The organism is Candidatus Methanoperedens nitratireducens (assembly GCF_900196725.1).
GTDB lineage: Archaea > Halobacteriota > Methanosarcinia > Methanosarcinales > Methanoperedenaceae > Methanoperedens > Methanoperedens nitroreducens_A.
Genome location: NZ_FZMP01000022.1, coordinates 1 through 26,670 on the forward strand (window position 1 = coordinate 1; position 26,670 = coordinate 26,670).

The 26,670-nt window shown below is 47.0% G+C and carries 32 protein-coding genes and 1 tRNA gene; 11 read left to right on the top strand and 22 right to left on the bottom strand.

The genetic code is table 11. The features are described from left to right. Nucleotide 1: 1 nt before the first annotated feature. The gene (gene asd / locus MNV_RS02300) at nucleotides 2–1,030 is read right to left on the bottom strand and encodes an aspartate-semialdehyde dehydrogenase (protein ID WP_096203770.1); all 1,029 of its coding nucleotides are present in this window, start codon (nucleotides 1,028–1,030) and stop codon (nucleotides 2–4) included. Between the two features lie 42 nt (nucleotides 1,031–1,072). Beyond that, nucleotides 1,073–1,246, bottom strand: a complete 174-nt coding sequence (locus MNV_RS02305) for a 4Fe-4S binding protein (RefSeq protein ID WP_096203771.1) — start codon at nucleotides 1,244–1,246, stop codon at nucleotides 1,073–1,075. Nucleotides 1,247–1,435: 189 nt separating this feature from the next. Between MNV_RS02305 and MNV_RS02310 the strand changes: the two genes are divergently transcribed. Beyond that, the gene (locus MNV_RS02310) at nucleotides 1,436–2,812 is read left to right on the top strand and encodes a DUF5667 domain-containing protein (protein ID WP_096203772.1); all 1,377 of its coding nucleotides are present in this window, start codon (nucleotides 1,436–1,438) and stop codon (nucleotides 2,810–2,812) included. Between the two features lie 171 nt (nucleotides 2,813–2,983). Beyond that, nucleotides 2,984–3,190, top strand: a complete 207-nt coding sequence (locus MNV_RS18885; protein ID WP_143311589.1) for a hypothetical protein — start codon at nucleotides 2,984–2,986, stop codon at nucleotides 3,188–3,190. A 5-nt stretch (nucleotides 3,191–3,195) separates the two neighbouring features. On the opposite strand, the gene thiL is transcribed toward MNV_RS18885, so the two are convergent. Further along, the gene (gene thiL / locus MNV_RS02315; RefSeq protein WP_096203773.1) at nucleotides 3,196–4,164 is read right to left on the bottom strand and encodes a thiamine-phosphate kinase; all 969 of its coding nucleotides are present in this window, start codon (nucleotides 4,162–4,164) and stop codon (nucleotides 3,196–3,198) included. A gap of 77 nt (nucleotides 4,165–4,241) precedes the next feature. On the opposite strand from thiL, the gene tatC reads away from it, so the two are divergent. Together tatC and MNV_RS02325 are read left to right on the top strand one after the other, a co-directional pair. Further along, nucleotides 4,242–4,949 carry a twin-arginine translocase subunit TatC gene (tatC, locus tag MNV_RS02320; protein ID WP_179293754.1) on the top strand — a complete coding sequence of 236 codons (708 nt, stop codon included), beginning with the start codon at nucleotides 4,242–4,244 and terminating at the stop codon, nucleotides 4,947–4,949. Nucleotides 4,950–5,039: 90 nt separating this feature from the next. Further along, nucleotides 5,040–5,258 (top strand): hypothetical protein, encoded by a 219-nt coding sequence (locus MNV_RS02325; protein WP_096203775.1) that lies wholly within the window; start codon nucleotides 5,040–5,042, stop codon nucleotides 5,256–5,258. A gap of 2 nt (nucleotides 5,259–5,260) precedes the next feature. On the opposite strand, the gene hypA is transcribed toward MNV_RS02325, so the two are convergent. Genes hypA through MNV_RS02340 form a run of 3 tightly spaced genes read right to left on the bottom strand, consistent with a single transcriptional unit; the run spans nucleotide 5,261 to nucleotide 7,212 of the window. Further along, nucleotides 5,261–5,626: a hydrogenase maturation nickel metallochaperone HypA gene (gene hypA, locus MNV_RS02330; RefSeq protein ID WP_096203776.1), complete on the bottom strand. Its 366-nt coding sequence runs from the start codon at nucleotides 5,624–5,626 to the stop codon at nucleotides 5,261–5,263. A 5-nt stretch (nucleotides 5,627–5,631) separates the two neighbouring features. After that, the gene (locus tag MNV_RS02335) at nucleotides 5,632–6,642 is read right to left on the bottom strand and encodes a hypothetical protein (RefSeq protein WP_096203777.1); all 1,011 of its coding nucleotides are present in this window, start codon (nucleotides 6,640–6,642) and stop codon (nucleotides 5,632–5,634) included. A 48-nt stretch (nucleotides 6,643–6,690) separates the two neighbouring features. Next, a complete protein-coding gene (locus MNV_RS02340; RefSeq protein WP_096203778.1) occupies nucleotides 6,691–7,212 on the bottom strand; it encodes a hypothetical protein in 522 nt (173 codons plus the stop codon). A 110-nt stretch (nucleotides 7,213–7,322) separates the two neighbouring features. Here MNV_RS02340 and MNV_RS02345 point away from each other — a divergent pair, with 110 nt between their 5' ends. Then, nucleotides 7,323–7,841 carry a hypothetical protein gene (locus MNV_RS02345; RefSeq protein WP_096203779.1) on the top strand — a complete coding sequence of 173 codons (519 nt, stop codon included), beginning with the start codon at nucleotides 7,323–7,325 and terminating at the stop codon, nucleotides 7,839–7,841. A gap of 6 nt (nucleotides 7,842–7,847) precedes the next feature. Further along, entirely contained in the window at nucleotides 7,848–8,378 is a 531-nt protein-coding gene (locus MNV_RS02350) for a DUF84 family protein (protein ID WP_096203780.1), read from the top strand. A 41-nt stretch (nucleotides 8,379–8,419) separates the two neighbouring features. Here MNV_RS02350 and MNV_RS02355 read toward each other — a convergent pair whose 3' ends face one another. The 3 genes from MNV_RS02355 to MNV_RS02365 all read right to left on the bottom strand — a co-directional run bounded on the left by MNV_RS02355 (nucleotide 8,420) and on the right by MNV_RS02365 (nucleotide 12,114). After that, on the bottom strand, nucleotides 8,420–9,736 hold the full coding sequence (locus MNV_RS02355; protein ID WP_096203781.1) for an AIR synthase-related protein: 1,317 nt from the start codon (nucleotides 9,734–9,736) through the stop codon (nucleotides 8,420–8,422). Next, nucleotides 9,726–10,337 carry an imidazole glycerol phosphate synthase subunit HisH gene (hisH, locus tag MNV_RS02360; protein WP_096203782.1) on the bottom strand — a complete coding sequence of 204 codons (612 nt, stop codon included), beginning with the start codon at nucleotides 10,335–10,337 and terminating at the stop codon, nucleotides 9,726–9,728. The genes MNV_RS02355 and hisH overlap by 11 nt, the downstream gene beginning before the upstream one ends. A 211-nt stretch (nucleotides 10,338–10,548) precedes the next feature. Beyond that, complete coding sequence (locus MNV_RS02365) at nucleotides 10,549–12,114, bottom strand: SWIM zinc finger family protein (RefSeq protein WP_143311590.1); 1,566 nt, start codon at nucleotides 12,112–12,114, stop codon at nucleotides 10,549–10,551. 210 nt (nucleotides 12,115–12,324) lie between these two features. Between MNV_RS02365 and MNV_RS02370 the strand changes: the two genes are divergently transcribed. Beyond that, nucleotides 12,325–13,953: an amidohydrolase family protein gene (locus tag MNV_RS02370; protein ID WP_096203784.1), complete on the top strand. Its 1,629-nt coding sequence runs from the start codon at nucleotides 12,325–12,327 to the stop codon at nucleotides 13,951–13,953. A 12-nt stretch (nucleotides 13,954–13,965) separates the two neighbouring features. Here the strand turns inward: MNV_RS02370 and MNV_RS02375 are convergent. The 3 genes from MNV_RS02375 to MNV_RS02385 all read right to left on the bottom strand — a co-directional run bounded on the left by MNV_RS02375 (nucleotide 13,966) and on the right by MNV_RS02385 (nucleotide 16,709). Then, nucleotides 13,966–14,039: transfer RNA gene (locus MNV_RS02375), tRNA-Thr, on the bottom strand. 55 nt (nucleotides 14,040–14,094) lie between these two features. Continuing rightward, nucleotides 14,095–15,777, bottom strand: coding sequence for a preprotein translocase subunit SecD (locus MNV_RS02380; protein ID WP_096203785.1), 1,683 nt, complete (start codon nucleotides 15,775–15,777; stop codon nucleotides 14,095–14,097). Next, nucleotides 15,774–16,709: a protein translocase subunit SecF gene (locus MNV_RS02385; protein ID WP_096203786.1), complete on the bottom strand. Its 936-nt coding sequence runs from the start codon at nucleotides 16,707–16,709 to the stop codon at nucleotides 15,774–15,776. The genes MNV_RS02380 and MNV_RS02385 overlap by 4 nt, the downstream gene beginning before the upstream one ends. Nucleotides 16,710–16,841: 132 nt before the next feature. Between MNV_RS02385 and MNV_RS02390 the strand changes: the two genes are divergently transcribed. The 3 genes from MNV_RS02390 to pyrE are packed head-to-tail and all read left to right on the top strand — an operon-like array spanning nucleotide 16,842 to nucleotide 18,369. After that, complete coding sequence (locus MNV_RS02390; protein WP_096203798.1) at nucleotides 16,842–17,297, top strand: deoxycytidylate deaminase; 456 nt, start codon at nucleotides 16,842–16,844, stop codon at nucleotides 17,295–17,297. Between the two features lie 6 nt (nucleotides 17,298–17,303). Further along, the gene (locus MNV_RS02395; protein WP_096203787.1) at nucleotides 17,304–17,834 is read left to right on the top strand and encodes a CDP-2,3-bis-(O-geranylgeranyl)-sn-glycerol synthase; all 531 of its coding nucleotides are present in this window, start codon (nucleotides 17,304–17,306) and stop codon (nucleotides 17,832–17,834) included. 1 nt (nucleotide 17,835) lies between these two features. Continuing rightward, nucleotides 17,836–18,369, top strand: coding sequence for an orotate phosphoribosyltransferase (gene pyrE / locus MNV_RS02400; protein ID WP_096203788.1), 534 nt, complete (start codon nucleotides 17,836–17,838; stop codon nucleotides 18,367–18,369). Nucleotides 18,370–18,375: 6 nt separating this feature from the next. Here the strand turns inward: pyrE and MNV_RS02405 are convergent, their stop codons facing one another. From MNV_RS02405 to MNV_RS02445, 10 genes are all read right to left on the bottom strand, one after another. Further along, nucleotides 18,376–19,236, bottom strand: coding sequence for a CBS domain-containing protein (locus MNV_RS02405; protein ID WP_096203789.1), 861 nt, complete (start codon nucleotides 19,234–19,236; stop codon nucleotides 18,376–18,378). 14 nt (nucleotides 19,237–19,250) lie between these two features. Further along, a complete protein-coding gene (locus MNV_RS02410; protein ID WP_096203790.1) occupies nucleotides 19,251–19,700 on the bottom strand; it encodes a universal stress protein in 450 nt (149 codons plus the stop codon). Between the two features lie 19 nt (nucleotides 19,701–19,719). Then, a complete protein-coding gene (locus tag MNV_RS02415) occupies nucleotides 19,720–20,763 on the bottom strand; it encodes an amidohydrolase family protein (protein ID WP_096203791.1) in 1,044 nt (347 codons plus the stop codon). 50 nt (nucleotides 20,764–20,813) lie between these two features. After that, entirely contained in the window at nucleotides 20,814–21,371 is a 558-nt protein-coding gene (locus MNV_RS02420) for a sulfite oxidase-like oxidoreductase (protein ID WP_096203792.1), read from the bottom strand. Between the two features lie 104 nt (nucleotides 21,372–21,475). Beyond that, entirely contained in the window at nucleotides 21,476–22,108 is a 633-nt protein-coding gene (locus tag MNV_RS02425; protein ID WP_096203793.1) for a class I SAM-dependent methyltransferase, read from the bottom strand. 84 nt (nucleotides 22,109–22,192) lie between these two features. Beyond that, complete coding sequence (gene sat, locus MNV_RS02430) at nucleotides 22,193–23,329, bottom strand: sulfate adenylyltransferase (protein ID WP_096203794.1); 1,137 nt, start codon at nucleotides 23,327–23,329, stop codon at nucleotides 22,193–22,195. A gap of 143 nt (nucleotides 23,330–23,472) precedes the next feature. Then, on the bottom strand, nucleotides 23,473–23,652 hold the full coding sequence (locus MNV_RS02435) for a UPF0175 family protein (protein WP_096203795.1): 180 nt from the start codon (nucleotides 23,650–23,652) through the stop codon (nucleotides 23,473–23,475). 67 nt (nucleotides 23,653–23,719) lie between these two features. Further along, on the bottom strand, nucleotides 23,720–24,244 hold the full coding sequence (locus MNV_RS02440) for a phosphoadenylyl-sulfate reductase (protein WP_306453612.1): 525 nt from the start codon (nucleotides 24,242–24,244) through the stop codon (nucleotides 23,720–23,722). Further along, nucleotides 24,142–24,438, bottom strand: coding sequence for a hypothetical protein (locus MNV_RS20440; RefSeq protein WP_256999911.1), 297 nt, complete (start codon nucleotides 24,436–24,438; stop codon nucleotides 24,142–24,144). The genes MNV_RS02440 and MNV_RS20440 overlap by 103 nt, the downstream gene beginning before the upstream one ends. A 9-nt stretch (nucleotides 24,439–24,447) precedes the next feature. After that, nucleotides 24,448–25,305, bottom strand: coding sequence for a 4Fe-4S binding protein (locus tag MNV_RS02445; protein ID WP_096203796.1), 858 nt, complete (start codon nucleotides 25,303–25,305; stop codon nucleotides 24,448–24,450). 370 nt (nucleotides 25,306–25,675) lie between these two features. Between MNV_RS02445 and ala the strand changes: the two genes are divergently transcribed. Next, entirely contained in the window at nucleotides 25,676–26,662 is a 987-nt protein-coding gene (ala, locus tag MNV_RS02450) for an alanine dehydrogenase (RefSeq protein ID WP_096203797.1), read from the top strand. Nucleotides 26,663–26,670 lie beyond the last annotated feature (8 nt).

A 26,670-nucleotide genomic window follows, 5' to 3' on the forward strand; every position in this document is an offset into this window, starting at 1 on the left:
TTTAAAGTTTTCCCATCTTTTTTAGAAGCTCTGCGTTCAGGACACTTGCGCCGGCTGCGCCTCTTATTGTGTTGTGTCCCATGCAGATGTAGCGTATCCCGGGGCGGATTCTTCCGACTGAAACGGTCATCCCGCCGCCCAAGTTCCTGTCCATGCGCGGCTGGGGACGGTCTTTTTCCTCCTTTACTTCGATCACAGGGGCAGGTTCCGTAGGCAGGTCCGATAGCCCGGGGTCAAACTCAAGGAAAGCCTGTTTAATATCTTCCGTTGATGGATTATCCGCCATCTCAACCCAGACCGCTTCCGTGTGACCGTCCATTACCATAACACGGTTGCAACTTGCACTAACTGCAAACGGTGCATCGACTATCTCGCTCCCGTTGAATTCCCCGAGAAGCTTTTTTGTTTCGGTCTCTACTTTCTCTTCCTCTTTATCAATATACGGGATGACATTATCCAGGATAGCCATCGAAGCTACGCCGTCGTATCCTGCGCCTGATATCGCCTGCATGGAAGCAAGATATATCTTCTCTATCCCGAACTTCATGAGCGGCTTAAGCGTCACGGTCATCATTATAGTTGTGCAGTTGGGATTCGTGACAACATAGCCGTCCCATTTTCGGTTGTCCTGCTGGACATCGATAAGACCGAGATGCTCCGGATTCACTTCAGGGATGACGAGCGGTATGTCTTTGACCATCCGCAGGGCGCTGGCATTACTCGCAACAGCAAAACCCGCTTTTGCGAACTCAGGTTCTACTGTCTTTGCAAGGTCGGTAGGAAGAGCCGAGAAAACGATATCTGCATCGACTTTCTTCGGGTCAACAGGTACAACGGTCATATCAGAGACCTCTTCCGGGATCTTACTTTCAAGCCTCCAGCTTGCCGCTTCGCCGTACTTCTTGCCCGCGCTCCTGTCGGATGCCGCAAGTGACGTCAACTCGAACCACGGGTGTTCGCTTAACATCTCGATGAATCTCTGGCCTACATTACCTGTTGCACCCAGTACCCCTGCCTTTATTTTCGCCATAGCTACCCTTACCGGATATTTTGTTTTGTTATTTATTGTTGTTTATTCCATCTTGATCGCACTGTTAGGGCAGGAATCCACGCATGTGCCACATTCGGTGCATTCCTCTTCATCAACTTTGGCCTTTTCGTTTTTCAATTCTATTGCAGAAGCCGGACATTCGTCTGTGCATATTCCACATCCTGTACATTCATCAGTGTTTACCTTTGCTGGCATTTGTGTCACCTTTGCCCTACCCATTGAATAAGTGAAATATAAAAGTAACGGTTTATTATGGAGCTTTTGAACGCTTTGGAACTTTTAGGAGTCAGGAGGGACAATCAAATATAATCGGTACAGTAAAAAAGTTTATATTCTATAAGGATTAATTATGATATTACGGCGGGAGCCCGGAGTAGTGAGTGTATGAATAACAGAAAAATAAAAAATGTTGTACTATCAGGAATAATCCTTCTGGCACTGATATTTGTAAATACTGCGCAGTCCCAGACGGATGACCTGAAGTCGGATGATATCGTAGATGATATAGCACCGTATGAAGGTTCTGTAGGTCCGGGGAGTGCTCTCTATGGACTGAAAACCGCATTTGAGGATATAGATGAATCTCTCACTTTCAATTCGAGCAGAAAGCTTGAAAAAAAGGAGGAACATGCAAGGCTAAGATTAGCCGAGGCAAAAGCTGGATTAAATAAGGAAGATATCGAAGAGGCGAATAAAGCGCTTGAACGGTACAGGGAGAAGATAGAAGATATGGAGAAATCAGTCTCGGGATTTACAGGAAATGATTCGCATCTTCTCACCGAACAGAGGAGGATAGTGAAGCACCAGTTCGTCCTGAGGCAGCTCCGTGAAACGCATCCAAATATCACAGGGCTTGAAAGAGCTCTCAATAACAGCTTGAGACTGGAGGAAAGATTTGAGTTAAAGACCAGGGTAAAGCTTGAGCGCGAGATAGAGGATAACCAGAGGATCAGGCTACGCGAGATTGAAATAGAACGGAAAGAGATCGAAGTAGAGATCCGCGGCAATACTGCAGAGGTCAAAGTCAAAGCAAAATTCCGGTCAAATAGCACTGAGCGTGATGCAATAGAAAAAGAAGTCCTGGATAGATTTAAATTGAACATGGAGGATATAAACAGGTTAACTGAGTTCAAAGTGGAAACCGGGACTACGCCGGAAGCAACCAGGACACCGACCGTGACCCCCGCGGCAACACCTGGAGCGACACCAACTGCGACAGTTACATCCACAGTCACGGGAACCTCAACCCCATCTGTAACCGGAACACCTACCGTAACAGGAACTCCGACAGTTACCGGGACCCCGGAACGGGATGAGGGGGAGAGGCTGAAAATAAAGATTAAAACGAAAGATGGTGTTTCTGAGGTTGAAGCTGAATTAAGGCTCCAGTTGAACACTGCCGACAGGAATGAGATAACAGAAAGGATTTTCCAGAAGCTGTCTTCCCTGACAATAGATGATGTACAGAGGGTAGAGATCGAGGAACAGAAGGAGGACAGAAGAGAAGATAGAAGGGAAGATAGAAGAGAAGACAGACTGGAAGAAAGGAGAGAGGACAGGCAGGATGACAGAAGCGCTGCTGAAGCAGGCGATGACAGGGGCGGGCGGGCTTCTGAAGCTGGTGACGATAGAGGTGGAAGCAACGGAGACAGCGGTGGCAGCAGTGGAAGTAGCGGAAGCAGCAGTGGAAGTAGCGGAAGCGGCAGCGGAAGTAGCGGAAGCGGCAGCGGAGGCAATGGTAGAGGAGGTGGAGATGACTAGCAGAGCGAGATTAGTAATATGAGATGGGTAAAAATAAAACAGGATAAAAAGAAAACGAGATAAAGATAGGTGATAATCACCTATCTTATTTTGTACAATTTTTAAAGAGCGGTTGCATGCTTGTCTTAAGTTCAAGTTTTTATCCAAACTCTGTTGCCTGCTGGTTTCATCTTGAAAATTGGCGTTAATTCGCAGGCGTCGCATAAGAATATCGGGTTCTTTTCTGTAATAACGAGTTTAAAAATTAATATACATCCTTACATCAAAGGGCATATGCTATCAAGCAGGGTAGAACACTTTGTCGAATCTATCATCCGCGACATGACGCGGCTCTCATTAAAACACGGTGCATCAACCATAGTTCATCCCTGCCTGTAAACCCCTTAATCCAATTTCTTAAAATGTTCATACCCCCGCGCCTCCAGTTCCTCCACCCTGCCTGCCTTTTCAATAAACACCCCCATTTCAATAACCTCCCCGATAACTGTCAGGGGGCAGGCTTTTTTTGCCTTATCTAGCTTTTCAGGAGCGACGGTGAAAAGGAGTTCAAAATCTCCTCCTGTAAAGACAGACGCTTCCAGATGTTCCCTGCCTTTCAATAATGTTCTAATTTCCGGGTGTACAGGCAGCCTGTTCTCATATATCTTAAAACCCACGCCGCTTGCTTTGCTCATGTCATGGAGCGAAAGTGCAAGCCCGTCACTGATGTCCATCATCGAGGTAACCGCGCGGGAGTTTGCAAGCGCCATGCCCTCATTGATCCTTGGCGCAGGCTCAAACAGCGCCTTCAGTATCTCCTGGCTGACGGGTATTTTTTTATCCAGGGCAAGAAGGGCTGCGCCCGCCGAGCCGAGATTGCCTGTAACGCATACGAAGTCCCCCACCTTCGCACCGCTTCTGCGTATGAGCAGCTCTTTTTTCACGGTGCCCAGCGCCGTGCCTGCCATTGTAAGCTCATCATGCGAGTCCGTATCCCCGCCGATTATCTGCGTCCCGTATGTTGAGGCACATTCATCCATTCCCCTTACCACTTCTTCGATAAACGATAACTCGGTATCAGGTGGGATGCCCATTGCCATTACAACCCCAAGCGGCATGGCACCCTTGGAAGCCAGGTCGCTCAAATTAACAGCTACCGACATCCACCCTATCTGCTGTGCTGTCATCCGGGACGGAAAATCGGTTTTCCTGTGGAGCATATCTGTAGTGACGAGAAGGTAGCGATCAGTACCGATATCAAGCACTGCGCAGTCATCCTCCCCTGCCCCTTCGATGACTTTATTAACCGGTCTTGAAAGTAACCTGGCAATATGTTCAATCAATGCCCTTTCACCTAGCTCTCTGATTTTCATGCACGAATATTTACTCCAGTGTATAAAGAATTTTTCGCTGCATCATGTTTATAAATAATAAGGAAGCAGTAAATAGGATGAACGCCGTACCCGGAGACGAGGAACTGCCGCTGGCAGAGCACCTTAAAGAAATGCGCTCAAGGATGATTATTGTTGCAATACCAGTTATTATTATTACATTGATCGCCTTTATATTCTCAGGCAGCTTGTTGCAGTTGGTATGGAATTACAGCGTCCCTGTGCCAATGACCATCTATTCCCCGACTGAGTTGATAGTCACAAAGCTGACAATTTCCCTTGTATGCGCGCTCTTTTTCGGTATACCGCTTATAGTGTACGAAACTTTCATGTTCGTCGGGAAAGGATTATATAAACACGAAAAATCATTTTTCATCAAGGTCGTACCATTCTCCTTCATCCTTTTTTCTATGGGGGCAGCTCTTGCTTATTTTGTGGTCGTGCCACTCGTGTTTAAGTACACAGTATTTTATTCAATCGATATAGCAGCCCCGCAGGTCTCATTGATGAAGACGATATCTACAATGATCACCCTTGTCCTGGGATTCGGGATCGTTTTCCAGTTCCCTCTGCTCCTGATATTCGCTATAAAAATGGATCTCCTGAAGCGCGAGTACCTGAGAGGGAAACGGATCATCATCTACAGCGCCCTTATAGCATTCGCATTTTTCATTTCACCGGGCCCGGAAGCGCTATCCGGGCTGATAGTTGCTGTTGTGCTTGTGGTTTTATTTGAGTTCAGCCTCTTAATAGCCAGGTTCTTTTGATATTCAAAGAAAAGGACTCTGCAGAAAACGACTCCTGCAATAATTATTTATCTTATAAGCTCTTTTAATTGTGTAAGTAAGGGGGAAATTATGAACTGCGATATATGTGATGAGCCCACACAGAAAAATACGCCGGTATGTGATAGATGTCAGAAAATTATGGATAATGTTATCAGGGAAGTCGGTCCAGATCTCTGGGGGAAGTTAGACGATTGTAAATATATTTACCCCATGGTCAAAAGAGTAGCTGAAGGAACCCTGAGGACGCAGGATATTGTGAACGAGATACTGAAAGGTGAGATGGATTAGCTTCATGATATCTTTATTCTTTTAACACAGCACTCTCTTCCAGCAGTTATATCAATTTCAATATCCCCGCACCGGGGACATTTTATCTGCGGCAGGAAAAAATGGAGCTTCTCAAAGAACCCGATAGGTCCGTTATATAAGCATTTTTTGCAGTTTATTAACGGCGTTATGACCCGGATATCATATCTTGCACCTTCTGCCGGGGTCCCTGAGGATATGGTTTTAAAAATGAACTTCATCTGCTCGGGGTTGAGGGCAGTAAGCTCTCCTATCTCAATAAAGACTTCGCTCACCTTCTTTGCATTATTTTTCTTTGCTGCATCAAGCACAGCGTCTACGATGGCCCCGGCGATCGATATCTCGTGCATTCCGCTTATTCCCTGATAACTTCTATTTCAGACCGAAGCTGGATACATTTTGCCGCAGCATAGAGCAATGATGAGAACGCGCAAACCGTTCCTATGCCCCTACCCACAAGCTCCCCATCCTTTTTCACCATCGCTGTAATGTAGGTGTTCATCCTAACATCGGTTGTCAAATCCTTGTTTTCAAGAGCCACGAGAAGATTATTGGCTTCCTCACCTGTGTTTTTCCCTTTCTGACAAAGCTTAACAGGGCATATCTTGCAGTATTCCCTGAACAGGGCGCCCCATTTGGGTCCCGCGATCCCTGCATGTACCTCAGCAACAACGCCTGCATAGGCTATGCAGCATCTCATTGCCCTTCCCAGCATCTTCCCTTTCTCCACTATCTCGCAGCATACCCTGCCGTTCTTGTAGAAGAACCAGTTCTCCATCCCGCGCTCGTATTTATCCCTGCCGGTGTTGCGCTTATCCTTGAGTTCTTCTTTTAGCTTTGCGGCAAGCTCCGGAGCGCGGGGAATCGTTGCGGCTGTGCCGCATGTTGGGCAGTAAGAGATAGGACCGACTGCTATTTCTTTATCATCCCTGTCTATGAAAGCTACCTCAACACCCCATGAGTTACGCCTTATGGCTACCCTGCCTCCATTCTTCCAGACTTCGTTGTACGCAGAGGCTACCGGCGTGACAACCCTGCCGTAGCCGTAGATGTCGGCTACTTTTTCCATGTCAATAATACACTGTAAGGACTTCGTCAGTTCGGATTCGATATGTTTCGGGAAAAAACCACCTTCAACAAATGCGAACAGGATTGCAGGAGGCCATGTTATGCCCTCTCCTTCTCCCACTATGGTCCCTCTGTCGTCAAGTATCCTTGAGCCCACACCATCAGGTCGCTCCCATGTTACGGCTTTTCCCCCAAGCAAAGAGAGCTCTTTTAATACCTTATGGGTGGTGCCGCAATTCCCATCCTCTATCCGCAGTTTCCCTTCAAGGTTTTTCTTCACGCGCTCAACGAAATCCATAACAATTCCTTGTTCGTAATAATACGAATTTTTAATACTTAAAGATTGTCAATGTACAACAGTGATTTTCTGCTGTCCTATACGCGGGTATTCTTTAATAGAAAATGTATATATCCCGGTCTTATTGAACGTGTACTCAACCCGCTCTCCCTGATACCGCATTAATCCCGCCCTGCCGGTCCAGAGCCCTTCGTTGCTGACAAGCGTTAGCGGGAAATCATAGCTATCATCATTCATCCACCTGACCTTGTCTCCGACATTAATGGAAAAGTTCAGTATACTGAAGTCGGCAGGTAACCGAACCGAGGTATTCCCTCTGACCGCTCTGATTCTGTAAAAGCCAAGATCACTGTCTATCCATACGATATATTTTACAGGCGGCGCAATTTGTTGTTGAGGTAAGGCAGGTGTGGGTGCCGGAACAGCTGGAACGATGGTCGGTTGAGGCGTCTCCGTTGCGGTAGGTACTGCAGTAGGAATTGGAGTTCCAACCGGTGTTTCCCCTACACAGCCCAGAAAAATAAGCGATAGGGTAACGAGGACTATCGGGAATAATTTAATTTGTTCCATAAACCCACACCCTAAGCAATATTAGTAACTGCTCATAAATAAAATTATCGTTTTTCTTGTGTTTGAGGGCGGAACAAATTAATACAAAAACAAACCATCAGAACGCAACCATGACTATCCAGATAGATGACCAGGGATGGGGCACGCCCGTAGGAGGCGTTGGGATTATAGTCCTGCGTAAAGAAACTGGGGAGATGCATTACGATATAATATCCATAGAGGATTTCAGAGTAGATACCTTTAAAAAGAAGATATACCTCGTTTCCGCAAGAAATATCGTAGAGCAGGGATTCGTCAAGCTGCGGATCCAGAAAGACGAGGGAATCGAGATTTGCTCAGGCTGTATCCATGATAAAACAGCCGAATGGCTGAAAAATGAGGGGTATAAGTTCACAGTAACGAAGATAAACGGACTGGCGCAGCAAAAAGGTGAGGAGCTCTTTATCGAGTATCTCCGCGGTCTTGGTGTCCCGAATCCGCCCGGTATAATTAATGAAACCGTGGATGAATACAAGGCACAGTTCTTCTACCTGATGGACTGGGTCAGGGAAGACCCGAATGGGAGGAAACATCTGTGTAAGACCGGATGGAAATATCTCATTAAGTTCTTCAAGAGAAAGAACAATTAAGGCATTATGAACACTGGCGCAAACCGTATCCGTGTAGCCTCTATGAACATGAATAAGATCACCGCTGTCCAGGAGGTCTTTCCTTCGTTCAGGGTAAAAGGCGCTGCCTGCAAGTCAGGTGTCAGAGAACAGCCTTTGACCCTTGATGAGACCATCGAGGGTGCGATATTCAGGGCAAAATCTGTTTTCAGAGATTGCGAATATTCCGTTGGTATAGAGGACGGTATCGCGCCGGTTCCGAATACACGGAGCGGTTATATGAACTTCTGCGCCTGCGTTATCTACGACGGCAAAAGGACATATCCCGGTCTTGCGCCGGCTTTTGAGTATCCGCCGAAATTCACTGAAAGGGTACTGAATGAGGGCATCACGATCTCGCAGGCATTCGTGCCTGCCACCGGCAAACCCTATATAGGATACGAGGAAGGCATTATCGGCTGGCTGACCGGAGGGAGGATGAACAGAAAGGATTACACGAAACTTGCAGTGGAGATGGCAAAGATGCAGATAGATAATGCTGGGCTGTATCAAAAATAAAGTATCCCGGAGAATGAATCAAATAGATTAAAAATGGAAGCCTACTCCCTCTTCAATCTTTTGATAATCCTTTCCTTTTTCTTGACAGCTTGCGCCGCCGCCTTATCCACTGCCTCTCTCATCTCGTCAAAATTCTTCGGCGTCTTCTCGCCTACAAGCTTCTTTATCGGCGTGTAAGCGGACTCCCGGAAGCGCGGCGTAAAGTCACAGCTTTCCCCGTTAATGATCAGTTCGGCACCGGCACCTTCCTCTACTTTGCCGACGATGTCGATTGCAACGCCCTTCTCCCGCACGCATTGCAGTATCTCATCCGCATACTCAGGCAGCGCGATTATCAAAAGAGCATCAAGAGACACGCCAAGATAATCGATCTCAAGCTTATCAAGCATAGTGAGCACTTTCTCATTCACAAGAGCCCGCAGCTTTTCTTCCTCGAATACAAGCTTAACGCGCGCCGTCCTTGCTATCTCTTTTGCATCCCCGCGCACCCCGCCGTTCGTCACATCGGTCATGGCATGGATTTTCCCGATCAATCCAGCCCTAAACAATGCCTCGCAGGCGTCGATGAACTTCAGGTTTATCGTCTCGTCAACGATATCATGCATCCCATAGTAGAGCGCAGTTGTCGAGACAGTGCCCCCGCCAGCGCCCTCTGTCATGATTATGACATCTCCCGGCTTTGCCTGGATGCGTGCTGTGAGACTCTCAGCTATGCCCACCGCTCCAACGCCGCCTGTCATCCGCTCTCCAATGACCATGTCCCCGCCGATCCTGAGCGTGCTGCCTGTTACCAGAGGTATGCCAGTCAATTCCGATACCGTTGTGATGCCTGCGATATGGTCGAATATCTTTGCAACATCGCCATCGTCGGCAACATGGATGTCCGATAGCAGAGCGATCGGGCGTGCGCCCATCACGTACACGTCCCGAAGAGCCGCCCGGGCGACGTGGAAACCGGCGAGGAAAGGAAAATCTGAGAGGCGGGAATGCATGCCATCGATCGTGACCACAATATACTGCCCGCCTGCGTGCACAACACCTGAATCATCAAGGTGCGAGGAATCCACAACAGCCGAGGTTTTACCAATTACCTGTGCAATCTTTTCATGGGTATAGAAGTCACCGATGCCGCGCGAGCCGACGCCAAATTCGCCCATAGTCACGCCTGAGGTAATCGGCTGGAGTATGTCGCCTTTCGGGTCCATGGTGGCATTTGCTTCTACGATAACAGCGTTTGCTATTTCTTCAGCGTGCTTTCGCGAAATACTCTTTATCTCAAGGATGCGCTCAGCCAGCTTTTCCTTAAGAGCCCTGTCGTTGCGCCGTATGCCGCGCCTGGCGTAGCCTTCAAGGTCCATAGCTCTCCACAAAATTCCTGAGCATCCTAAGCCCGGTGGCGCCGCTTTTTTCAGGGTGGAACTGGGTGCCTATGACATTCCCTGCCTCATTGGTGATCATAGCCGGGAACTCCATTCCATAATCGCACATGGCGACCTCATATTCAGTATCTGTACTTACATGATAGGAATGTACGAAATACACAAACGAACCATCCTCTATTCCGTTCAGCATAGGAATATTCTTCCTTATAATAAGTGAATTCCAGCCCATATGAGGCACTTTCAACTCAGAGGCGGGAAATCGTACCACCCTTCCCGGGATTATGTCAATACCTTTATGCAAGCCCCCTTCCTCGCTCTCGGAGGCGAGCATCTGCATGCCGAGGCATATGCCGAGAAGAGGCTTTCCCTCATCCACGGCATCTTTCACCACGCGCTCCAATGTGGCGAAATGCATCATAGCATCGCGAAAAGCCCCTACACCGGGAAGTATCAGGGCGTCGGCGCGGTCGATTGCCGAGGGGTCGTTTGAGATTTCAACTTCTGCGCCCACGTACTGGAGGGCTTTTTCGATGCTGCGCAGGTTTCCGAGTCCGTAGTCGATAATGATGAGTTTCATTTTTGTCCAGTAAGATACATTACTTTATCGTATAAGTTTTCGATTAATAACATTTGTTACTCTTGATATTACTATTATTATAACCTTTACTGAACTGTTCCGGAAAAAACGATTTTTAAGAACAGAAACGAAATGTTCTTTTATAGAGAACACTTATTTTAATAAATGCTCAGTTTCTTAAGTCGCCAAGCAGCCCCTGGTAAAGCCCAGTTCATCTCAATATACTCACAGAACCCTTTTCCGCCTTTAAATAAACCCCATTTTTTTTAAACTCAGCCCACAAGTTCATCTTCCTGAAATGCGCCCTGTAAAGTTTCTTCAAATATTCCTCCCACTCCTCTTTGCCCATTATTTCTCTCAGCAGGATAACACATTTCACCGCTTTCTCGTATGCGTAATTGCTTTTTTCCCCTATCAGCGCCTCCGCAAACTCCTTTAACTCTTTCTTCACTTCTTCCCTGTAATCTTCCTTTAAATAATTCAGTAATTTTATCTTTGAGTTTGCATCAAAATTATGACTGCTCTTTTTATCTATCAACTTACTCAGAAGTCTTCTATCGCCCAGCTTAATCCCCACATCTACGCATAGCTCATAAAACTTAAATGAATAGCAAATATCAAAAAGTGTCCTCAAAACTTCCTCTAATCCTTCTCTCCTCTTGCTTTTATTTACAGAATCAAAGATGTCTCTATAAAGATACGGGTCTGCTTCCAGTTGCTTCTTCCTCCCGCCGTCGCCCACTACCTCTTTGAACAATCCGACCGCTTCATCATGCGACCCAATCTCATGATAGTACTGCATTAGACTTGAGTAGAACTCGTTCCTCCTTGCAAACTCTATCGCATCATCACTGTTGATCCGCAAATATAACCTGAACCTTCTCTCATCACCCAGAGAGGTATCTTTTTCAATCAATCCCCTCGCTTTTTCAACCAGCCCGCAGTTTATCAGGAATTCAATGTAGGAATCTTCATCTAAAATTTCACCGACGTAACTTCCAAAATTCTTTAGCCTGATTGCATTTTCCGCTGCAACCATTCGATAGAAAAACGGACTCAGCATATCAGAATCATCCATCTCTACTAACTTTTCCAGTTTCTCAAAATCTTTATCATTCAGTTCGTTCTTTGCGAACGCATCGCATAGGTTCTCAAAAATAGGATCTCCAAAGTAGCTGTCTGAGTAATCGTCATAAAAATACCCGTAATCTTCGCGATTTTTTATTAAAAATTCCAGCACATAGAAAATTTGCTCCTTCGTCAGGGCATTCTCGTTAACTTTTATGAACCTCGAGAAGTCATCTACAAATTCATCATCCGCAACTTCATGTCGTAATCGTTTGAGCCATGACTTAATTTCTTTATCCACCGATTCAATCCGTTTTCCGCTTATTTTTTCTCCAGTGGATGGATAAGTCACTAAATATGACAGGTTTGCTGGATTCATGCTAATCATTTTCTCTATAATATCCTTCAACTCCTCCCTACCCATACCTTCCAGTCTTTTCAATATTTCGTCCCCGTCTACGTAATCCCCATTGAAATACTGGAGCAGCAATGCAACACCATGTTTGCAGTTCCTCCCATATGGGCACGAACACTTGCTCTCAAAGTTATCCAGATTCACTTCTGTCTTATATCTATCAGTCCCAACTACCACTCCAAACATCTTTTCCTTTAGCTTTATTGCGTTTGAAACTCTTCCTTCGTTAAAATAATCAAGCCCGCGTTCAAAAATAGTCTCACTGTAAACCCGGCGTATTTCTTTCTCGCTCATATTTATCGTCCCTGCACTCTTATAATCCAGATTATCCTTCTTACCTCTTAAGCTCTCGTGCGCCTCCCACTTAAATTTTGATACTGTCAAATCTGCGCTTCACTTTTAGCAAACGCAGACTTGACAGAATCATTAGTTACTATAGCCTGGAATGACTTGCCTGGAAAAATGAGGTAACAAATAAAAAGGTTCAGGTGATTTATCTATATTATGCCTGTAAATCCAATCGCTCCTTTGAGCGTACAGAGTTATGCCCTGGAAGGACGGATAGTTACCATGGATGCATCTTTCAGCGTCCTGGACAGGGGCACCGTGTATGTTAATGCAGGCAGCATTGCAGCAGTGAAACCCACCGGTACGCCACCGCCCCCGGGATTTGAGAACGTTGATATTATAAAGACGAATGGCACCATATATCCAGGTTTAATCGAGCTTCATAATCACCTGAGCTACAACATCCTCCGGCTCTGGGATGTGCCTAAAAAGTACACCAATCGCGACCAGTGGAGCGGCACTCCGACCTATCAGAAGCTGATAAGCGGACCCATGAAGGTACTGGGTCATAGCACCGAATATCTTCCGGCTATCGTCCGCTACGTAGAATGCAAGTGCCTGTTAAGCGGTGTTACAACTTCGCAGGGGATAGCGCTTTACAGCAACCAGGGCATTACCCGCTACTACCGCGGCATTGTTCGCAACGTAGAACAGACCGACGAGGCTGACCTGCCTGAGGCGGATTCAAGGATCGCGGATGTAGAAGCAACAGACGCCAGCAAGTTTCTGGCGCGCCTGAAACGCAGCACATGTCTGCTGTTACACTTAAGCGAAGGGGCTGATAAAAAGGCACACCAGCACTTTGAAGCCCTGAATCTGCCTGATGGTACATGGGCTATCACCCGTGAGCTTGCGGGCATACATTGCGTTGCGCTTGAGCCTGCTGATTACAAGACCATGTATGAACACGGCGGGGCCATGATATGGTCGCCGCTCAGCAACCTGCTGTTATACGGGAGAACGGCTGACATCAAAACTGCTAAAGAACAGGGCATGCGGATAGGTATCGGCTCGGACTGGTCATCCACAGGCAGCAAGAACCTCATTGGAGAGCTCAAAGTAGCACGATCGGTGAGCGCTGCCGAAGGTGGTGTGTTCACAGACCGTGAATTGCTGGCTATGGCAACACGGAACGCGGCTGAAATCCTGAAATGGGACAAAGTGCTGGGCTCTATCGAGGCTGGCAAACGCGCTGATATATTTATCATTTCAGGGCGGCGCGGAGACCCATATGCCAGGCTGCTTGAGTCGCGTGAGACCTCAATTATCCTGGTAATCATCGACGGGGTGCCACGATATGGACGGGTGAGCCTTATGGAGCGATTCGGCTCAGGGACCGAACGCCTGAAAGTAGGCAGTGCAGAACGCATGATGAATCTGATGCAGGAGACGGCAGACCCTGTAGTAGGAGCCCTGAAACTTAGCGAGGCTCGCGCCCGTCTCAGGGATGGTCTTAGCCGGCTGCCTGAACTCGCATATAAAATGGAGCATCCCACACCGCAGGAAATTCGCGCTGCTATCGTAGAGCCAAGGTGGTTTTTGCTGCTTGAACATGATGAACCTCCGGGTATAGCGCTGAGGACGCACCTGCCTCTGGGACCTCACGGTCCTGAAACTGCACGCCTGCCGGTCAGGATCGCTGCCGCTGTCCCGCTCTCAGAGCTTCTCACCCCGCTTGATCTGGATGCGCTGACCGTCGCCGATGATAAGACCTTTCTGGATCGCATGGCATGGCAGCCTAACCTGCCGGATTACGTAAAGAAAAATCTGCCTGCCCTGTACTGAGTTGTCAAAGTAAGCCCCGGGAGGGATTTGAACCCTCGACCTAGAGATTACAAATCTCTCGCTCTGCCAGGCTGAGCCACCGAGGCTTGAAGTAAAAGCTCTCGCTCTTAAGGTTCGAATTACATTTAAAAGCTTCGGTAATCAATCCTCGTCAGTATATTTCTTATCAACAGCTTCAACGAGCAAACCCTGTATAATCACCGCGTAGGCTGGTCTTGCTATGAATACCCCGATAAATACGCCTGCTATCGTGATCTCAGCAAAACCCCGCAGGGCGCTTGAATCCATGAACAGTATCAGGGGCAGCATTGCCACAAGTACGGTCGCCGCAGCAGCGAAGATAATTGCGAATGCTTTGGAGATACGGGATTTGTACACTTTATCAGGCGGCAAAGAGCCTCCTGCAAGCACCTCATCCGTTATGATTATAAGATGGTCAACACCCGTACCGATAACTGCAATGATTCCTGCGATAGTTGCAAGGTCAAGCTGCAATCCCAAGAGGACTGCAAAACCCAGTATCATTATAACTTCGCTGAAAGACGTTGAAAGCATCGGGATGATAATATTGGGCTGCTTATACCTGAGCCCTACGACAATAGCTACCAGCACCAGGGCAATCAATCCCGCGATTGCGACCTGTTCCTTGAACTTCTGGCCAAGCGGCGCAGGCACTTCTCCTGAACCCGCCTCCTGTACCTGAACAGGCAGTGCGCCGGCTCTCAAATGAAGCTGGAGTTCTTTTGCTTTCTCCTGTCCGACATCACCTGCACCTGTAGTCGCGACCATACTTCTCACAGGTACGCTCTGTATGTTCTTTGCAAGATCAGGATCCAGAGGTGCATCGAACACAAGTTTGTCATCAAGATACATGCTAAGGTAATGTGCGCCCGGATTGGTCACGGCTCCGTATTGTATCGCAGCATCCCGGAGTGCTTTAGCTCCGTCATCATTCAGTTCAAAAGACACACCCCAGGAGTCCCTTCTTTCTTTCTGGGGTACCCCTACGCCGATTATCTTGTCGCCATAAAGAACGTGTGCGGTCTCGTTGCCTGAGACCTGTATCCGGATCTCGAATTTTCCTGGCGTCAAAGCCAGCTTTCTTGCTTCCTCTATCGATACGCCCGGAAGGTCAATAAGTAAGTAGTTATCGCCGATCGGAGTGATGGTTATTTGTTTAAAGGAAATCGGGTTAAGCTTGTCTTCCAGCCTCTTCTTGGTCTCATCACGGGTTTCTACGGTTACCCCGACCTTGAAAGGCGGGACGACTCTCCCACCCACGGGTTCTAATATGGCATTCAATGAATCCTCGGTCACAGCTTTTCTTATTTCGTACGTCGGGGGCCTGCCCGGGCTGCCCGGGATCTGTTTCACTTCTGCGTTCAGGCTGTCCCTCAGATATTTCTGGATCAGGAAATCCTTGTTCGTTTGAAGCGTCACTGTGGTACCGCCGCCGGGTGCGCTAGATATGGTGGATGTGCCGAAGCCAAAGGAGTCAATGGTTTTTTGCGTGGTCGCTTTGGATGTCGTAAAGCTTACAGAACCTGCAGCTACTCCATTGACTTTAACGTCAGGGTCATTAAGCAATTTTGAGAACTCTACCTGGACTATTTTTCCCGGGTCTGCATCTACCTGGGCGATAGCTCCCTGGAGCTGCACCTGTAGCCATGAGCCGCCGTCAAGGTCAAGACCGTATTTTAAATTGTTCCCTATATGGAATTGACCATTTGAGTAAGATACAGTTATGGCTGCAATAGAACCCAGGATAACAAATACAAGCAATAAGACACGCCAGTTATGATAAAAAGGTTCTTCGTCGTTCATGCTCTCTGTCCCTTCCTTTTTGGCTTTTCAATTCTTTTTTCGATTCTTCGGGTTCCCCTTTCAATGTACCACCTGAGAATTCCCAGGTTGGTCATCCAGGTGTTTATTATGTCCGCTATCAGGCCGAAGATGAGTACTATTGAAATATCTCTTATGATGTCGATAAGTAAGAATGATGAAATAAAACCTGATGATACAACGAATAATGCGATAAGTGCGCCAAGCGTTGTCGTTGTCATCGTCATTCCGGTCTTCATGGCATCCTTTATCTTGTCGTTAATCTCGCCTTTTCTCTTGAGCAGCCGCGTGGTCAGGAGTATATCCGTGTCCACAGAGTAACCAATAAGCATCAGAAGAGCCGCCACAGTACCGAGGGAGAGAAAGATGCCGAAGATATCCATCATTGCGGCTGCAAATGCTATGTCTGCAAAAGCTGAAATCAGGACAGCAATTGATGGAACAATGGTCTTAAAGATTACGAAGACCACTATTGCCATGAAGATGAACGAGATTATTATTGCACGAATTGCCTGGGATTGCAGGGTTTTGCTGAACTGTTCTCCCATGTCTCTGATCTCAACGTTTGTGAATTCGGATTTTACTTTTTTGATCAGCTCATCTTTTGAGGAACTGTCCATCGGTCCGAACTGTAGTATCTTACGTTCCCCGCTGGCGCCGTATTCCCTTGCCTGGACTACGTTAAATGCCCTGAAATCTTCTTTTAGCTGGTCCGGAGTTTTAGGACTATCCAGGTATATTGCCGTTCCGCCCTTAAATTCCAGGCCAAGCTCAACGGGTGAGCCTGTTTTATATGTTGTATATGCCAGAATAGAAAGCGATAACAAAAGCAGTATTGCAGGGACGATCAACATCTGCTTTAAAGTGGTATTTTTAACATAAGCTTCTATTGCTTTTTCACTAATAAGGTCCATCTGAATTCTCCTGTCGACACTTGAAGGATTTCACTTAAAATTATAGTACAACATATTAACCTTTTGCTATTGGTTGCGTTCCAGGTTTCAATCTGCATTAAATATTTATCTTTTGATGTTTATTCATCCCTGATGCGACCCACAATAGATGAGTATTTTATGGAACTTGCAACCGTAGTTGCGAAACGCTCCACCTGCCTGCGTAACCAGGTAGGCGCTGTGGTAGTGAAAGATAAAAGGATCCTCTCCACAGGTTACAACGGAGCGCCGCGTAATCTGCCGCACTGTCTTGAGATTGGCTGCATAAGGCAGCAAAATAACATAGCCTCAGGAACAAGGCATGAACTGTGCCGCGCCGTGCATGCAGAGCAGAACGCGATCATACAGGCTGCAATTCACGGGGTAAGCATAGAAGGCGCGACCATCTATTGTACCCACCAGCCGTGCATCCTGTGCGCAAAAATGTTAATCAATGCCGATATCAAAAAAGTGGTTTTCGGGACAACCTATCCCGATACCGAAGCTTTGAAATTCTTTGATAAAGCCGGGGTCGTAGTTGAGCAACTGGCATTAAAAACAGAATCTTAGGAGATCATGCTTGAAATAATCATAACCGCGGTCTGGCTGATGCTGCCTGCCTATATTTCCAACCCCATGGCTGTAGTGTTCGGAGGTGGAACACCTGTCGATCTTGGGAAGAACTGGAAAGACGGGAGGAGGATATTAGGCGACGGCAAGACGTTCCGCGGATTGATCGGAGGTACAGTGTGCGGGGTTATCATAGGGCTTATCCAGATGTGGTTTTCTCCTTTGGTGCCGCTGGGAAGCTTCACACTTACGGCTGTCATCACTCTATCCTTCGGCGCATTGCTTGGAGATATGGTAAAAAGTTTTTTTAAAAGACGGCTGGGATACTCCCGCGGGGCGAAACTCCCTCTCATCGACCAGCTGGATTTCGTGGCTGGTGCATGGTTTCTCACTTATGTCTTTGACCCGCGATGGTTTTCCGAGAACTTCCTGTCGTCCCCCTGGATAATTATTACTGTCCTCATCCTTACTCCCCTGTTTCACCGATTGACAAATATTTTCGGATATTACATTAAACTAAAAAAGGAGCCGTGGTAGAATGAAAAGTCTTGCAGAGGCACTGAAAGAATGCGAAGCCATAAAATTCGGGGATTTCACGCTTGCTTCAGGGAAGAAAAGCAGGTACTACGTTGATATCAAAAAAGCGAGCACCAATCCGCAGGTGTTAAAACTTATCGCCCGCCGCATCTCCGATGTACTGGTGCTCCGTTCCATCCGGGTGGATTACGTTGGCGGCGTCGCCCTCGGAGGCGTACCTGTCGCAACTGCCGTCTCGCTTGAGACAGGCTTACCTCTCCTGATGGTCAGGAAAGAGGCAAAAGAGTACGGCACGAAAGGACAGATAGTGGGCGAGCCCGAACGCGGAAAGTCGGTAGTGCTGGTAGAGGATGTGACCACGACAGGCGGCTCTGTGCTGAAGGCAATCCAGACATTAAAAGACGAAGGGCTGTTTATCCGTTATGTTATAGTGGTCGTGGATCGGGAAGAAGGAGCCTCCGGGGCTCTTGCGGATGCGGACGTTGAACTTATACCACTTGTAAGGATAAGTGAACTACTGAAAAATAAAAAATAAAAAGGCTTAAGTTATAGCCCTCAGCAGGTCCTTATCGCGCAACAGACCCAATAGTTTCCTTTCACTTGATATCACGGGTAACTGATCCATCCTGTTGCGCTTCATTTTCCTGGCACAATCGCTCACTTGCGAGCTTAATACCGCGGTCTCAGGCTCACCTTTGTGTTTTAGGATTTCTTTTACAGGTGAGTTTGGCAGCTTGATCTTGGAAACGCTGTAATACAGGCTCATCGTATCCCGCAATGATTCCCATGTCCATGCATCATCGTCCGACCCTGCGGACATGCTTGACATCTCGGTCCTGTCTTCTATTGCGCTTGCGCTGATGAGGTCTTTATCTGAGACCACTCCCAGCAGGTCAAGGTTTGAGTCCAGTATCGGAACGGCCTTAACATCCGCAAGGTCCATAATGGCACCGACTACCACTATAGGAGTATCGCTCCAGACCGAGACAACATTATTGCCGATATATCCGCTGATCGGGCTTGTAATGTTCAGCCTTGCTATCGCGCCTACTATATCCGCTATTGTAATAATGCCCATAAGAGAATGATCCTCGACCACTGGCAGGCGCCGGATTTTCTTTTCTAGGATCACGCGCGCCGCATCGACTATGGATTTATCTGGCGAAATCGTTACCGGGTTCCGGGTCATTAACATAGCTATCTGTTCCTCCTCAGGGTGCTTTAACAGGTCAGTCCGTGTCACAATCCCTGCAAGCTCGCCGTCTTTTACAATAGGGACTCCAGAGATGTGCTTTGTTTTCAGTATCTGGAGTACTTCATCCCTTGAGCCCGGCAGCGCAGCAGAGGCAACCTCCCTGATCATTACTTCATCGACCGTGATGCTTTCCGGAGTATCAGCCATTATAGTTCACCTTTTTACTTTTTTTTCCCGCGAACCACGAGCACAGGTATTTTCGATGTTCGAACCACTTTTTCAGCAACACTGCCCAGCAGGAACCTGTCAAGACCGCTTTTCCCGATTGTTCCCATCACTATAAGGTCTATAGAGTTCTTTTCGGCGAATTTTCTTATTTCCTCTGCTGGATGCCCTTCGACTGTCGCCCGCTCTATCTCAAGACCTTCCGCCCCGGCTTTATCGGCTACATATTTAGTTGCCTCATCGCCTTCCTGCTTTAAAAGTTCATACATGCTTTCCCATGCCGCATCCATGGGTATCGAGGCAAAGGCTGCCGTGTCGATCACATAGATAGCGTATGGTTTTGCTCCGGTGTTCTTCGCCAGTTCTATCCCGTACTCGATCGCACTCTTCGTGTATTCTGAACCGTCCGTTGCGATTAATATTCTATTAAACAATTTGCTTGCCATATGTTCTCTCCTCTGGTACCTATATCAGCCCGATAATATCATCCGGTCTTGCCCGCCTTACTATACTGCCTAATGTATTTCTTATGCCCTGCATGTTATTTGATTTTTTGGTGAGGAACATCAGTCTAGCTTTCTTCCCCTTCTTGATAGAGCCTGATTCTTTTTCGATTCCTAGCACCTTTGCCCCATTTAGCGTGCAGAGCATAAATACTTGTCTATCATCATAAATATTTGTTTTGGCGAGGAACTCCATTTCTGAGAACATATTGACAGAATTCAGCATCACGTTGTCCGTACCTGCCGCAACTAGAATACCTTCTTCAAGCATTTTTCTAACAGGAGGAAGTCCTGAACCTGTGAGGAGATTCGAGCGCAGGCAAACCACGACCGGCATGTTCGCGTCCGAGAGCGCCATGATATCTTTTTTCCCTGCGTGCGTCAGGTGAATAAGGAAATCCGCCCCAAGCTCCAGGGCAGCGGGAATATCGGATGGATCTTTCTCGCCCGCATGTAAGGCAAATTTTTTCTTTTTCTCTTTTGTTTTTCTTACAATAACCTCAATAAGCCCAGCATCTAAATCGTTGGTGCTGCTCAACCCTGTTCCATCGCAGGAATCAAGATAGCTCATATCCTTATCCGAAGGTCTTCCGAATATATGTGCTTTAAGTTTATTTTCTGAGCCAAGCGCATCCCTGAGCGCCTTCACACCTTCAAGTCCACCTTCGCGAAAGTCTGCAAAGGCACATGTGCCTGTTTTTATCATATCCTGCATGGTGGCTCTCATCGAAGAAACGAGGTCCTGGTACGACGTTTGAGCGAGAATCCTGTGTTTTAGCCCATCTGGAGGTCGCACCAGTTCTTCAAGCGGCAGGTAAGGCGGGTCTTTTATCACGGAATCGCCTATGTGGGTGTGCGCGTTCACGAAGCAGGGGGCGATTATTGTGTCTGCGGTGATTTTTCTCTCTTCGATGTCTTTTATTATGCCGTCTTCTATTGTGAGGATGCCGTCGATGGGCTCGAAGTCGTCGCCGAAGATTATGGTACCCTGGAGGGTTTGTTCCATGCTATTTTAATTTCTTTTATAATATTTGCGTTTTTCGTTTGAGTGTTATTCTAATACGAATACCTCTCCTCCTTCCACGGATCCGCGCTGTTGCTGTACCCCCTCTCTTCCCAGAAACCGGGCTGCTGCTCCTCAGTGAACACCACCCGCCTCACCCATTTTGCGCTCTTGTACGCGTATTTCCTCGGAACCACAAGGCGCAGCGGTCCGCCGTGGGCGGGTTCAAGCGGCTTATCATCAAAGTTATAGGCAAAAAGCACGTCAGGCTCCATTAAATCTGCAAGGGGCAGGCTGGTGGTATATCCGGCATCAGCCTCTATCGTAGCAAAAAGGGCGTTGCTTTTAGGTTTCACAAGCCTGGCAACATCGCTGAAGCGTACACCTTCCCATTTCAAATAAATTTTGCTCCATCCTAATACACAGTGAAAATCGCTAACTTGCGCGGTTCTTTCCAGAGCCAGGAACTCATCATACGTTAACTTTACCGGATTTTCAATTAAGCCCTCAACTCGGAAATCCCATGTTTCCTTATCAAATTCAGGCATTTTCCCGAAATGCAGGATAGGAAAATCCGTTTTCAATTGCTGGTGCGGCGGAAGTCTTTCCATAAAAACCACTCAAATGATAGAATGTCAATACTGGTATTAAGCTTATACGCATGGTCGGTTTTCGTATCCGATTGGCGGGATATACTGATGATTATTGCAGTTTATTATTCGAGCCTCTGGAACAATACATATACATACGGCCTTGGCTGACCCGAAGGCATATAATGCGTGTAATCAAAATAATCAAGAAGGCTGAAATCCTCTCCTAAGAATTCTGCCAGCATGTTCTGGTCATAATTTTTGACATTCAAACCGCTGCATTTTTTTGCACCCTTTAATGAAAAAGTAGCAATAATGACATAACCGCCTTTTTTGATCCCTCTCTTTAGTGTAGATAAATACATTTTCTGCTGGTCCTCTTCTAATAAAAAATGTAATACCGCCCTATCATGCCACACAGCGATATCCCTTAAATTCCGGATATGGATCGGCTGGGTAATATCGTCTACTATCCATCTTACCAGGGAGGCTTTCTCTTTGCCTAATCTTTCTTTTATCTTGTTCAAAGCGATTTCACTTATGTCCGTAGCAATGATATTGCTGAATCCCTGGTTAATGAGATAATCCACAAACGTTGATGCGCCAGCTCCCACATCTAATATAGATTCATCTTTATTTATGCGACATTCAGATAGTAATTTTATAGAGGACTCAGGTATTTCTTCGTACCAGGTCAGCTCATCTGCATCTAATGCCTCATAAATTTCATCCCAGTGTTCTTTCATTGAATCGTTCATATATACTTTTCATGGTGTTAGCTGTTCTCTGGAATTAAATGTTTCCATCTCGCAAAATCAAATGTCTGATCGAAATCAAAAACCCTATTCCACAAAAGGATTCCCTGATTTCAAGATCACATCTGCGACCTCCGGTCTCATTGAATCCGCAGGCGGTCTCTTCCCGCTCTCTATCATCTGCCTCATCTTTGTGCCGCTAAAATCTATTCTGTCGTTATGCGGACATACCTTGTCGTTGGTTATCCCGCCGCATTTGTTGCAGTGGAAGAACGACATGAAGAACATTGGTTCGATCCCGATATCGGGGAACTCCTTGAATATCTCCTGTGCTGCATACGGGTGGTAGTAGCTTCCCACGCCTGCATGGTCTCTGCCGATGATGAAATGCGTACACCCGTAGTTCTTCCGCACGATTGCATGGAATATAGCCTCCCTCGGACCTGCGTAGCGCATCTCGGTCTGAAAGATTCCCAGCACCACCCGGTCCTTGGGATAGTAATTGTCGATAAGCACTTCGTAGCTCTCAAGGATTACCTCGTCCCTGAAATCGCCTTTCTTCTTCTTGCCTATGACAGGGTTGATGAACAGCCCGTCCACCATCGTGAGCGCGGATTTTTGCAGGTATTCATGACCGAGGTGAGCAACGTTCCTCGTCTGGAACCCGACTACTTTTTCCCATCCTTTTTCCTTAAAGAGATTCCTTGTTTCCGCGGGCTTCATCGCGTACTTATAGTAAGGGGTTTGTGATTCGTTTACCAGGCTTATTTTCCCGCCAAGAAGCTTATCTTTCATGGAATATGTCTTCGCAACTCCCGGGTGCGCGGCATCATTCGTCCCGAACACCTGTTCCGCATAGGCTCTTTTATCGTAGCCGAATTTTTCTTCCACATGCACTACTGCAACCAGGTGGTCATTGTTCTTCAGGAGAACCTCATCCCCCTCTTTTATGCCGTTATTATCGGTATCAAGCACGATGGGGAGCGTCCAGGGAAGACCGTTTGAGAGCCGTTTATTATAGAGGATGCTGTCAAAATCCTCGCGGCAGTTGAAACCCTCAAGAGGACTGAACAGCCCCGATGCAATGTTCTCTACATCTTTCATCAGGTCGGGGCTTATGGGAACGCTCTGGTATTCAGAAGCCTGTTCGATGATCTTTTTTCGTTTCTGTTCAGTTAAAGTCCTGTTGATTAACTTTCCGCCGTGAGGTTTTATTTGAGTCATTTATAATCCCAGATTTTGCGCTCAATTGTAATTTCTGTTTAATAATTGTTTGCGAAGGGGCAAAAGGGAAAATATATATGCAAAATAGGCAAAAAAATTCAATGCTGTAAAATTATTTTATCCTCTGATATTTTCACCATTTTTCATGACTTCAGCAGCCTTTCAACATATTCCAGTGACTTTTGCTGCTGTTTTAAGGTCACGTTTCCCTTTATCCTATGCTCCATAAGCAGATCAAGCATCTCTCTTAGGCTCACATCTGCAAGCTCAGAAGCTTCCCTTAGAGTTATTTTCCCATCCCTGTAAAAATTTATCGTGTCCATGACTATACGTTATTCCTCATCTGAATTAAATCATGCACTTAATACAACGGTGGAGTCAGATAAATAACTACTTCTTCACATTCCCCGCATGCAGCCCGCACTCTTTCTTCGTCGCATCCTCCCACCACCAGCGCCCTTCGCGCTCGTGCTGTCCCGGCAGAGTAGGTCTTGTGCATGGTTCGCATCCGATGCTGACATACCCCTTCTCATGCAGTTTGTTGTAAGGAACATTGTTCTCACGAATGTAATCCCATACCTGCTTTGATGTCCAGTTCGCAAGCGGGTTGAATTTAATAAGATTGCCCATGCCGAAAGTGGGGTCTTTCTGGATTACAGGCACGTTCGCTCTCGTCCCGGGGCTCTGGTCTTTGCGCTGCCCTGTTATCCAGGCATCTACCGTATTGAGGGCGCGCTTGAGTGGATCGACCTTGCGTACATCGCAACATTCCTTGTGACCGTTTTTATAGAAAGAGAACAGCCCCTTCTCCTTTACGAGCTTTTCCGTAGCGTCGCGGTTGGCAAAGAATACCTCGATATCAATATTGTAAGTGTTCCTGACCTCTTCGATGAACTGGTAGGTCTCAGGATGCAGGCGCCCCGTATCAAGCGTAAAACCCGGAAGTTCTTACCGGTTTTTTTTGCCATATCGACCAGTACCACATCCTCTGCACCGCTAAATGAGATCGCGATGTTCTTGAACTTTCCAACCGCTAATTCAACGATCTCCTGCGGAGAGCAATTATCATATTCTTCTGCCAATTTTTCAATGTTGAGTATTTCTGACATGTATCCACCTTATCCCAGTATCTCTTTCCTGAAAGTCTCAAATCCCACACGGTCAATGCAGTCGCCGAATCTCTCGCCAACGTGGGTATTCTTCTTTGACCAGTTGATTATTTTCCTGAATATTGCTATCGCTTCCTGCGGGGATTTTGCATCTACCAGCTCTCTTCCGAGTTTCGGATGTTTCCCTATCTTCCCGCCGACAAAGAGCCTGTAGCCTTTCCATTCCTCGGTAATGAGGTCTGACGGGCAGGCTCCGACACAGGCGCCGCAGAGGTTGCATTTGTCCCAGATAATCTTTGCCTTATCGTCTTCCACGACAATGGCTTTCTCGGGGCACATGAACGTGCATGTCCCGCAGCCCGTGCAGTCCTGTGTATAGATGGCGGGCTTGAGTATTCCCATAGCACCAAGGTCATTTTCCTGCGGCTTGGCGCAGGCGTTGGGGCATCCTGTCACTGCGAATTTTATCTTGACCGGCATATCTTCCCCGAAAAATTCCCTATCAAGCATGCCTCCCATGCCGTAGGTATCTATGATGCCGTAATTGCATTCAAGGTTTCCGGGGCAGGAAAGGATATTGCGCACACGCGGTCCGCATGAGCCCGGCGGCGTGCCGTTGTCCTCAAGCTCTTTCGTGATGGCATCGAGGTTGTGGATATCCACATTGGGGATCTGTATCCCCTGGCGCGTGGTTATATGAATGTATCCTGTTCCGTATTTCTTTGCTATTTCACTGATTCCCGCAAGCTGCTCGCAGGTCACATTGCCGCAGGGCATGCGAAGCCTGACCACGAACAGGTCTTTCTGCTTCTGCTTCATGTAACCGGATTTTTTTAGTGTTCCTACGTCAAGTTTTTCAAGACTCATGGACTTCCTCAATAATCGTTATGATATTTATGCAATTCTGGGTACTAAGTCTTGGAAGTTTAAATATACCTGATGAATGCGGCAATATTTGTAAGTAAAACTCACGTCACTTCGGTAATGTCCTATTAATCGTGGTCTATTTAAATGCTTAATTGAATAAACATGTAATATGGCTGGAGCATAAAAATGAGCCACAGAGGCACTGAGAGCTTTTTTTGAAATATTTCTCTGCGTCTCTGTGCCTCTGTGGCGATTGTTTTTTATATAGGTCACAAAATTTAGGACACCATCGTTACTTGCATAGCACAGTATCGAAACCTATATACTGAGAACAGCATAAATTATTAGTTGAAAATATTTGGGGAATAATATGGAAAACAGCATCCTCTGGCTCAATAAAACTGAAGTTGAATCGCTCCTTGATATGAAAGGCACGCTCAAAGTCGTGGAAGAAGCGTTCAGGCAGCACGGGCTCAAGAAAGTCCAGATGCCTCCGAAGCTGTATCTCTTCTTCAAAAAGCACAACGGCGACCTCAGGACGATGCCTGCATACCTTGAGGAGCAGGATATTGCAGGTGTAAAAATAGTGAACGTACATCCTGATAACCCGAAAAAAGGATTTCCTACAGTGATGGCGCTAGTCATCCTGAACTCGACCGAGACCGGGGCGCCTGTCGCAATAATTGACGGCACGTACCTCACCGATATGAGAACTGGCGCCGCTGGCGGCGTTGCTGTGAAATACCTTGCGCGGCGAAACTCAAAGACGATAGGTTTTGTGGGTACAGGGAACCAGGCAAAGACCCAGCTTCTTGCGATAAATGAAGTTATCGATCTTGAGGAGGTCAAAGCCACAAGTACTTCCGAAAAAGGTACTCTTGCTTTTAAAGATGAAATGGAAAAGACGCTCGGCTGCGATGTAACTCCTAAGAAAAGTATCAGGGAAGTGTGCGATTGCGATATCCTTGTCACGACCACGCCTTCAAGGGAGCCGATAGTGATGAACGAGTGGATCGCGGAGGGAACGCATATCAACGCGATAGGCGCGGATGCGCCCGGGAAAGAGGAGCTTGACCCCGATATACTGAAGCGCGCAAGGATAGTGGTGGATGATATCCCGCAGGCTTCGCATTCAGGCGAGGTTAATGTGCCGCTGTCAAAGAAACTGATCACGGAAAAGGACATCTGCTGTGAAATCGGCGAGGTAGTCGCTGGCAGGAAAAAAGGAAGGACGAAGGATTCTGACATCACGGTGTTTGATTCGACAGGACTTGCGATACAGGATGTGGCGACAGCGGATATGGTGTACAGGGAGGCGTTGAAGGCGAATATGGGGATAAAATTGCAGCAGTTCTAACAATACCT

Excerpts from the sequence above, each read along its gene's own strand:
- MNV_RS02425 (WP_096203793.1), bottom strand. The coding sequence starts at position 22,108 with ATGAACGATTCAATGAAAGAACACTGGGATGAAATTTATGAGGCATTA.
- MNV_RS02325 (WP_096203775.1), top strand. The coding sequence starts at position 5,040 with ATGAACTGCGATATATGTGATGAGCCCACACAGAAAAATACGCCGGTA.
- MNV_RS02405 (WP_096203789.1), bottom strand. The coding sequence starts at position 19,236 with ATGGCTGATACTCCGGAAAGCATCACGGTCGATGAAGTAATGATCAGG.
- MNV_RS02395 (WP_096203787.1), top strand. The coding sequence starts at position 17,304 with ATGCTTGAAATAATCATAACCGCGGTCTGGCTGATGCTGCCTGCCTAT.
- ala (WP_096203797.1), top strand. The coding sequence starts at position 25,676 with ATGGAAAACAGCATCCTCTGGCTCAATAAAACTGAAGTTGAATCGCTC.
- asd (WP_096203770.1), bottom strand. The coding sequence starts at position 1,030 with ATGGCGAAAATAAAGGCAGGGGTACTGGGTGCAACAGGTAATGTAGGC.
- MNV_RS20440 (WP_256999911.1), bottom strand. The coding sequence starts at position 24,438 with ATGTCAGAAATACTCAACATTGAAAAATTGGCAGAAGAATATGATAAT.
- MNV_RS02370 (WP_096203784.1), top strand. The coding sequence starts at position 12,325 with ATGCCTGTAAATCCAATCGCTCCTTTGAGCGTACAGAGTTATGCCCTG.
- MNV_RS02345 (WP_096203779.1), top strand. The coding sequence starts at position 7,323 with ATGACTATCCAGATAGATGACCAGGGATGGGGCACGCCCGTAGGAGGC.
- tatC (WP_179293754.1), top strand. The coding sequence starts at position 4,242 with ATGAACGCCGTACCCGGAGACGAGGAACTGCCGCTGGCAGAGCACCTT.
- sat (WP_096203794.1), bottom strand. The coding sequence starts at position 23,329 with ATGACTCAAATAAAACCTCACGGCGGAAAGTTAATCAACAGGACTTTA.
- pyrE (WP_096203788.1), top strand. The coding sequence starts at position 17,836 with ATGAAAAGTCTTGCAGAGGCACTGAAAGAATGCGAAGCCATAAAATTC.
- thiL (WP_096203773.1), bottom strand. The coding sequence starts at position 4,164 with ATGAAAATCAGAGAGCTAGGTGAAAGGGCATTGATTGAACATATTGCC.
- MNV_RS02350 (WP_096203780.1), top strand. The coding sequence starts at position 7,848 with ATGAACACTGGCGCAAACCGTATCCGTGTAGCCTCTATGAACATGAAT.
- MNV_RS02365 (WP_143311590.1), bottom strand. The coding sequence starts at position 12,114 with ATGAGCGAGAAAGAAATACGCCGGGTTTACAGTGAGACTATTTTTGAA.
- MNV_RS02385 (WP_096203786.1), bottom strand. The coding sequence starts at position 16,709 with ATGGACCTTATTAGTGAAAAAGCAATAGAAGCTTATGTTAAAAATACC.
- hisH (WP_096203782.1), bottom strand. The coding sequence starts at position 10,337 with ATGAAACTCATCATTATCGACTACGGACTCGGAAACCTGCGCAGCATC.
- MNV_RS02415 (WP_096203791.1), bottom strand. The coding sequence starts at position 20,763 with ATGGAACAAACCCTCCAGGGTACCATAATCTTCGGCGACGACTTCGAG.
- MNV_RS02310 (WP_096203772.1), top strand. The coding sequence starts at position 1,436 with ATGAATAACAGAAAAATAAAAAATGTTGTACTATCAGGAATAATCCTT.
- MNV_RS02445 (WP_096203796.1), bottom strand. The coding sequence starts at position 25,305 with ATGAGTCTTGAAAAACTTGACGTAGGAACACTAAAAAAATCCGGTTAC.
- MNV_RS02390 (WP_096203798.1), top strand. The coding sequence starts at position 16,842 with ATGCGACCCACAATAGATGAGTATTTTATGGAACTTGCAACCGTAGTT.
- MNV_RS02305 (WP_096203771.1), bottom strand. The coding sequence starts at position 1,246 with ATGCCAGCAAAGGTAAACACTGATGAATGTACAGGATGTGGAATATGC.
- MNV_RS02340 (WP_096203778.1), bottom strand. The coding sequence starts at position 7,212 with ATGGAACAAATTAAATTATTCCCGATAGTCCTCGTTACCCTATCGCTT.
- MNV_RS02380 (WP_096203785.1), bottom strand. The coding sequence starts at position 15,777 with ATGAACGACGAAGAACCTTTTTATCATAACTGGCGTGTCTTATTGCTT.
- MNV_RS02410 (WP_096203790.1), bottom strand. The coding sequence starts at position 19,700 with ATGGCAAGCAAATTGTTTAATAGAATATTAATCGCAACGGACGGTTCA.
- hypA (WP_096203776.1), bottom strand. The coding sequence starts at position 5,626 with ATGCACGAGATATCGATCGCCGGGGCCATCGTAGACGCTGTGCTTGAT.
- MNV_RS02335 (WP_096203777.1), bottom strand. The coding sequence starts at position 6,642 with ATGGATTTCGTTGAGCGCGTGAAGAAAAACCTTGAAGGGAAACTGCGG.
- MNV_RS02355 (WP_096203781.1), bottom strand. The coding sequence starts at position 9,736 with ATGGACCTTGAAGGCTACGCCAGGCGCGGCATACGGCGCAACGACAGG.
- MNV_RS02420 (WP_096203792.1), bottom strand. The coding sequence starts at position 21,371 with ATGGAAAGACTTCCGCCGCACCAGCAATTGAAAACGGATTTTCCTATC.
- MNV_RS02435 (WP_096203795.1), bottom strand. The coding sequence starts at position 23,652 with ATGGACACGATAAATTTTTACAGGGATGGGAAAATAACTCTAAGGGAA.